We start from the raw sequence: 6,675 nt of genomic DNA on the forward strand, positions 1-6,675 counted from the left end.
GATAGCTTTAGTTTCTACTTCCTTGCGATCTCTACATTTGTTTGTGGTGCTGTCTTCCTTATGTGGTTGGGAGAGCAGATTACAGAGCGTGGTATTGGTAACGGTATTTCCTTGTTGATATTTGCAGGGATTGTCGCGGGTTTACCAGGTGCGTTCGGTCAGTCGTTTGAAGCTGCAAGGCAGGGAGAATTAAATATCCTTGCATTGTTAGGTATTGGTGTATTCGCAGTTGCTATCGTTGCCTTCGTCGTGTTTATCGAACGAGGTCAAAGACGCATCACTGTTAATTATGCAAAAAGACAACAGGCACGTGGTGGTTACTCTCAGCAGTCAAGCCATTTGCCGCTTAAAGTTAATATGGCTGGCGTAATCCCGCCTATATTTGCTTCGAGTATATTGTTGTTTCCTGCTTCAATGGGGCAGTGGTTCGGACAGAGCGAGGGCATGGAGTGGTTAGCTAATGTTTCTCAAGCGCTTGGGCCGAGTCAGCCTCTGTATGTTATTTTGTTTGCCATTGCAGTCGTCTTCTTCTGCTTCTTTTATACAGCGTTAATGTATAACCCAAAAGAAGTTGCAGATAACCTTAAGAAGTCTGGTGCTTTCGTTCCGGGTATTCGTCCAGGGGCGCAGACCGCAAACTATATCGATAGCGTACTGACACGTTTGACAATCTTCGGTGCAGCCTATATTGCCGCAGTTTCTTTGTTGCCGCAGTTTTTGGTTGTTTGGGCAAATGTTCCATTCTATTTCGGTGGTACATCCCTGTTGATCGTTGTGGTCGTAGTCATGGATTTCATGGCGCAAGTTCAGTCTCATTTAATGTCCCATCAATATGAGTCACTGATGAAAAAATCGAACCTTAAAGGTTACGGTAATGGTGGGATGCAGCGTTAATCGCGAAGAGTTGAAAATTTAGTTTTTGGAGTAGCATATGAAAGTTCGTGCTTCGGTAAAGAAAATCTGCCGTAACTGTAAAATTATTAGAAGAAATGGCTCTGTAAGAGTTATTTGTCAAGAGCCTCGTCATAAGCAACGCCAAGGTTAATTGGTGTTGTATGAAAAGTGTGCTGCATATAGCTTGATTTATATTTAATCAGGCTGTATGATTTGCGCCCTTTTTATCAGACGGTAACTAAACAGTAGCGTAGAGCATTTGCTCAATTTAGCTACCAATTAAGCGGAGTAAGATGGATGGCACGTATAGCCGGTGTCAATATACCCGACAATAAACACGCAGTAATTTCTCTGACTTACATCTTTGGTGTAGGCAGAACTACTGCACAAAAAATATGCGATGCAACGGGTATAGCCCGTACTGCTAAAGTTAGCACGCTATCTGAAGAGCAGTTAGAAATATTGCGTTCTGAGGTCAATAACTTGACCGTAGAAGGCGATTTGCGTCGTGAACTTCAAATGAATATTAAACGGTTGAAGGACCTGGGTTGTTATCGTGGTCTTCGTCATCGTCACAGCTTGCCTGTGCGCGGTCAGCGAAGCAAAACGAACGCACGTACCCGTAAGGGCCCTCGTAAACCAATTCGTAAATAATAGGAATTCGTAATGGCAAAGCCAGGTACACGTACCCGTAAAAAGGTGAAAAAGACTGTTGTTGATGGTATGGCTCATATCCATGCATCATTCAACAATACTATCGTTACCATTACTGACCGCCAAGGCAACGCTCTATCTTGGGCAACTGCTGGTGGATCAGGTTTCCGTGGTTCGCGAAAAAGTACACCTTTTGCTGCGCAGGTAGCAGCTGAAAGAGCCGGTAATGCGGCTGCTGAATACGGCCTTAAGAACTTAGAAGTTCAAGTTAAGGGTCCTGGACCAGGACGCGAGTCCGCTGTTCGCGCTTTAAACGCTTGTGGTTATAAAATCACAAATATCACGGATGTGACACCTATTCCACACAATGGTTGTCGCCCACCTAAGAAACGTCGCGTTTAGAGGATTAGCAAATGGCTCGTTATATTGGACCAAAATGTAAACTGTCACGCCGTGAAGGTACTGACTTATTTTTGAAAAGTGGCGCTAAAGCGCTAGATTCAAAGTGTAACTTAGAAACTGCTCCAGGTATGCACGGTGCTCGTCGCGGACGTTTGTCTGAATACGGTACCCAGTTACGAGAGAAGCAGAAAGTTCGCCGTCTATACGGTGTTCTTGAAAAACAGTTTCGTGGCTACTATAAAGAAGCTGCACGCCGTAAAGGCGCTACAGGTGAAAACTTGCTTCAGTTGCTGGAACAACGCCTTGATAATGTTGTATATCGTATGGGCTACGGTTCTACTCGCGCAGAATCACGTCAGCTTGTATCCCACAAGGCAATCGTTGTTAACGATCAGGTAGTGAATATCGCATCTTACCAAGTTAAAGCTGGTGATGTTGTTGCTGTTCGCGAAAAAGCTAAGAACCAATTGCGTGTTAAAAACGCTGTTGAGTTAGCAGCTAATCGCGGGGCAGTTGAGTGGATCGACGTAGATACCAATAAACTCACAGGAACTTTTAAAGCTGTTCCTGAGCGTTCAGAGCTACCTTCGGACATCAACGAGAATCTAATTGTTGAGCTTTACTCTAAGTAATCTCATCGGATACAACATAAGGTATAGGGGCATATATGCAGCGTTCAGTTAATGAATTCTTGAATCCACGAAACATTGAAGTTCAAGGTTTAAGCGCAACACATGCAAAAGTTATTCTAGAGCCATTAGAGCGAGGTTTCGGCCATACGCTTGGTAGCGCATTAAGAAGAATTCTTTTGTCATCAATGCCGGGTTGTGCAGTTGTAGAAGCAGAAATCGAAGGTGTATTGCATGAGTACAGCGCAATCGAAGGTGTTCAAGAGGATGTTATTGAGATCCTTTTGAACCTTAAAGGTTTGGCTATAAACATGCACTCACGCGATGAAGCTAGTTTGACGCTTACTAAGAAGGGGCCAGGCCCAGTCTTGGCTAGTGACATTCAGTTGGATCATGACGTTGAAATCATGAATCCGGATCATGTTATTTGCAACCTTAGCGACAATGGTGATATCACTATGACGCTACGTGTTGGTCGCGGTCGTGGCTATGAGCCAGCTGACCAGCGTGGTAATAATGATGATGAAACACGCGCAATCGGTCGTTTGCAGTTGGATGCGTCATATAGTCCGGTTTCGCGAGTTGCATACTCTGTTGAGAATGCGCGAGTTGAGCAACGTACTGACCTCGATAAGCTTGTAATTGATCTTGAAACTAACGGTACTATTGATCCTGAGGATTCAATCCGCCGTGCAGCTACAATTCTTCAGCAACAACTTGCTGTATTCGTTGATTTCGATAACGAAAAAGAAGTAGTTCAAGAAGAGGAAGAGGAAGAAGTCGATCCAATCCTGCTTCGTCCAGTAGATGATCTAGAGCTAACCGTTCGTTCTGCGAATTGTTTGAAAGCAGAGAATATTTACTACATTGGTGACCTAATTCAACGTACTGAGGTTGAACTGCTAAAAACGCCTAATTTGGGTAAGAAGTCTCTTACAGAAATTAAGGATGTGCTAGCATCTCGTGGTCTTTCATTAGGTATGCGTCTTGAAAACTGGCCTCCAGCTAGTTTGAAAGGTGATGACCGAGTACTGGGTGGCTAAGTCATCCTCGGTTTGAATAGGTAAGGAATTATAAAATGCGTCATCGTAAAAGTGGTCGTAAACTTAATAGAAATAGCTCGCACAGAAAAGCCATGTTCAAAAATATGGCAGCTTCTCTTGTTGAGCATGAGTTAATCAAAACAACTTTGCCAAAAGCTAAAGAGCTACGTCGTGTAGCTGAGCCTTTGATTACGTTAGCGAAGAACGATACAGTTGCAAATCGCCGTTTGGCTTTTGCTCGTACTCGTGACAATGCTGTTGTAGCGAAATTGTTTAATGAGCTTGGTCCTCGTTACCAAGATCGCCCAGGTGGTTATATCCGCATTCTAAAATGTGGTTTCCGTTCTGGTGATGCAGCGCCAATGGCGTTCGTTGAGCTAGTTGACCGCCCAGTGGTTGAAGCCTTCGAGGATGACGACGAGTAGGTCTATTACTCACCGTCGTAAAAAAACCAGCCTAGTGCTGGTTTTTTTGTATCTGGAATAAATAAGGCTAAAGGCCCGTAGGCCTTGCAGAGTATTGATAAACCCCGGTATTTTATATCGAGGTTTTGTTTTGCATAAATCGTTTAAAAAACAACCTCAAAATAGGTCGATTTTTTAAATCTTTTAGTAGTTTACAGTGAAAAAAACTATTTCATTCACGTAGAAGCGCGTCCTAAAAAGTACGCCGAGGTTTGTCAGCAGTCTGAAAGGCCCGTAGGCCTTGTTTTGTTTATTTCCTGGCCAGTATTGGCTTTAAGAATTGTCCAGTAAATGAACCATCGACCTCTGAGACATGCTCAGGACTTCCTGTTGCAACGATTTGACCGCCTTTCGAACCGCCTTCTGGTCCTAGGTCTACTATCCAGTCAGCAGTTTTTATGACATCTAGATTGTGCTCGATTACGACAATCGTATTGCCGTGATCTCTAAGCCTGTTAAGAACAGTCAGTAATTGCTGGATATCATAGAAGTGCAAGCCAGTAGTTGGTTCGTCAAGGATGTAGAGGGTTTTACCTGTATCTCGCTTGGAAAGCTCTTTAGCTAGTTTGACACGCTGGGCTTCGCCGCCAGATAGTGTAATCGCACTTTGACCAAGTCTGATATACGACAGGCCAACATCCATTAAGGTCTGAAGCTTTCGGGCAATAAAGGGAACCGCGTCAAAGAATTCACGCGCATCTTCGATAGTAAGGTCCAGAACTTCGTGGATATTCTTCCCTTTATAGGTGATATCTAGTGTTTCCCTGTTGTATCGCTTGCTCTTACAAACATCACAAGGGACATAGACATCAGGTAGAAAGTGCATTTCTACTTTTGTGACGCCATCACCCTGACAGGCCTCACAGCGGCCACCCTTAACATTGAAGCTAAAGCGGCCTGGTTTATATCCACGAGACCTTGCCTCGTGAGTGCCAGCAAATAACTCTCTGATAGGTGTAAACAGTCCTGTATAGGTCGCGGGGTTTGATCTTGGGGTGCGTCCGATCGGGCTCTGATTAATATCGATAACTTTATCGAAAAAGTGCATGCCGTGAATGGCTTCGTGCTCTGCTGCATTTAAGGTCGTGGCATTATTTAGTTCAGTCGCCGCTAAGGGGTAAAGCGTTGAGTTGATCAGGGTTGACTTACCAGAGCCTGAAACACCAGTAATGCAGGTAAATAAGCCAACTGGAATTTCAAGTGTAACGTTTTCAAGGTTATTTCCCTTGGCGCCTTGCAGAATGAGTTGTTTGTTCTTATTTGGTTTATGGCGTTCATCCGGGATTTCAATTCGTTTGCTGCCACACAGATATTGGCCGGTTAGGGATGCAGGGTTCGACATAACTTCATCAGGTGTACCTTCGGCGACGATCTCGCCACCATGTATTCCAGCCCCCGGGCCGATATCAATGACGTGATCGGCAAGTCTGATAGCATCTTCGTCGTGTTCAACAACGATTACAGTATTACCTAGCTCTTTGAGATGAGTGAGTGTTTTTAAGAGGCGATCATTGTCCCGTTGGTGAAGTCCGATCGATGGTTCATCCAGAATATACATGACGCCCACAAGCCCGGCGCCAATCTGGCTTGCTAGCCGTATTCTTTGGGCTTCGCCGCCGGATAATGTGTCGGCACTACGTTCCAGATTTAGATAATCTAGGCCTACGTTCACTAGAAACTCCAATCGTAAGCGGATCTCTTTTAGAATCTTGTCAGCTATTTCTCCTCGTTGACCGCTAAGTTCTAGGTTTTCGAAATAATCCAAAGCAGTACCAATGGGGAGCTTGGCTAAGTCGGGTAGTGAGTCTTTGTCTATGTAAACATGCCGCGATGCTTGCTTTAAGCGGGTGCCATGGCAGCTTGGGCAAGGTTGGTTGTTTAGGTACTTGGCAAGATCTTCCCGAACCATATTTGATTCGGTTTCTCGATAGCGTCTTTCGATGTTAGGGATGACGCCCTCAAAAACGTGTGAGCGCTGTACGCTGTCGCCACGACTATTGACATAGGTGAAGGATATTTCTTCTTCTTGGCTTCCGTACAATAGGATTTGTTTAAAGCTATCAGGCAGCTCTTCATAGGTCTGCGAGATGTCGACATTATAGTGTTCGGCAACATTACTTAAGAGTTGAAAGTAGTAGATTGTGCGTCGATCCCAACCTCTAATTGCGCCTTCTGCAAGTGTCAGGCTAGGGTTGTGTACGATTCTTTCAGGATCAAAAAACTGATTAACGCCTAAGCCATCACAGGAGCTACAGGCACCGGCAGGATTGTTAAAAGAGAACATACGAGGCTCAAGCTCACTAATCGCATAACCACAATGTGGGCAGGCAAATCGTGAAGAGAAAATGATTTCATCCTGGCTGTCGTCTTCCCCCATTGGGGCAACAACTGCAATGCCATCTGTAAGAGCAAGGCATGTCTCAAAGGATTCTGCAATACGTTGTTGGATATCGTTGCGAACCTTAAAGCGGTCAACGACCACCTCAATGGTGTGCTTTTTATTCTTCCCAAGCTTAGGCGTGTCATCGAGGTCAGTAATAATGCCGTCAATTCGGGCGCGAATGAATCCCTGGCTCAAGAGATCTTGGA

At 44.7% G+C, this 6,675-nt stretch carries 8 protein-coding genes; 7 read left to right on the forward strand and 1 reads right to left on the reverse strand.

Going from position 1 to position 6,675, the window contains the following annotated elements; translation table 11 throughout:
* The 7 genes from secY to rplQ all read left to right on the forward strand — a co-directional run.
* Nucleotides 1–894: preprotein translocase subunit SecY (secY, locus tag A3761_RS11050; protein ID WP_068750216.1), on the forward strand; the 894-nt coding region annotated here is incomplete at its 5' end.
* A 37-nt stretch (nucleotides 895–931) separates the two neighbouring features.
* Nucleotides 932–1,045: a 50S ribosomal protein L36 gene (gene rpmJ, locus A3761_RS25750; protein ID WP_082865410.1), complete on the forward strand. Its 114-nt coding sequence runs from the start codon at nucleotides 932–934 to the stop codon at nucleotides 1,043–1,045.
* 146 nt (nucleotides 1,046–1,191) lie between these two features.
* The gene (gene rpsM, locus A3761_RS11055) at nucleotides 1,192–1,548 is read left to right on the forward strand and encodes a 30S ribosomal protein S13 (RefSeq protein WP_068508551.1); all 357 of its coding nucleotides are present in this window, start codon (nucleotides 1,192–1,194) and stop codon (nucleotides 1,546–1,548) included.
* 12 nt (nucleotides 1,549–1,560) lie between these two features.
* The gene (gene rpsK / locus A3761_RS11060; protein ID WP_068508553.1) at nucleotides 1,561–1,950 is read left to right on the forward strand and encodes a 30S ribosomal protein S11; all 390 of its coding nucleotides are present in this window, start codon (nucleotides 1,561–1,563) and stop codon (nucleotides 1,948–1,950) included.
* Nucleotides 1,951–1,961: 11 nt separating this feature from the next.
* On the forward strand, nucleotides 1,962–2,582 hold the full coding sequence (rpsD, locus tag A3761_RS11065) for a 30S ribosomal protein S4 (protein WP_068508558.1): 621 nt from the start codon (nucleotides 1,962–1,964) through the stop codon (nucleotides 2,580–2,582).
* Between the two features lie 35 nt (nucleotides 2,583–2,617).
* Entirely contained in the window at nucleotides 2,618–3,622 is a 1,005-nt protein-coding gene (rpoA, locus tag A3761_RS11070) for a DNA-directed RNA polymerase subunit alpha (protein ID WP_068554544.1), read from the forward strand.
* Nucleotides 3,623–3,657: 35 nt separating this feature from the next.
* Nucleotides 3,658–4,047, forward strand: a complete 390-nt coding sequence (gene rplQ / locus A3761_RS11075) for a 50S ribosomal protein L17 (RefSeq protein WP_068511128.1) — start codon at nucleotides 3,658–3,660, stop codon at nucleotides 4,045–4,047.
* Between the two features lie 289 nt (nucleotides 4,048–4,336).
* Here rplQ and uvrA read toward each other — a convergent pair.
* The coding region (gene uvrA, locus A3761_RS11080; protein WP_068750218.1) for an excinuclease ABC subunit UvrA at nucleotides 4,337–6,675 on the reverse strand (2,339 nt) is incomplete at its 5' end.

This window comes from Oleiphilus sp. HI0123 (genome assembly GCF_001635315.1).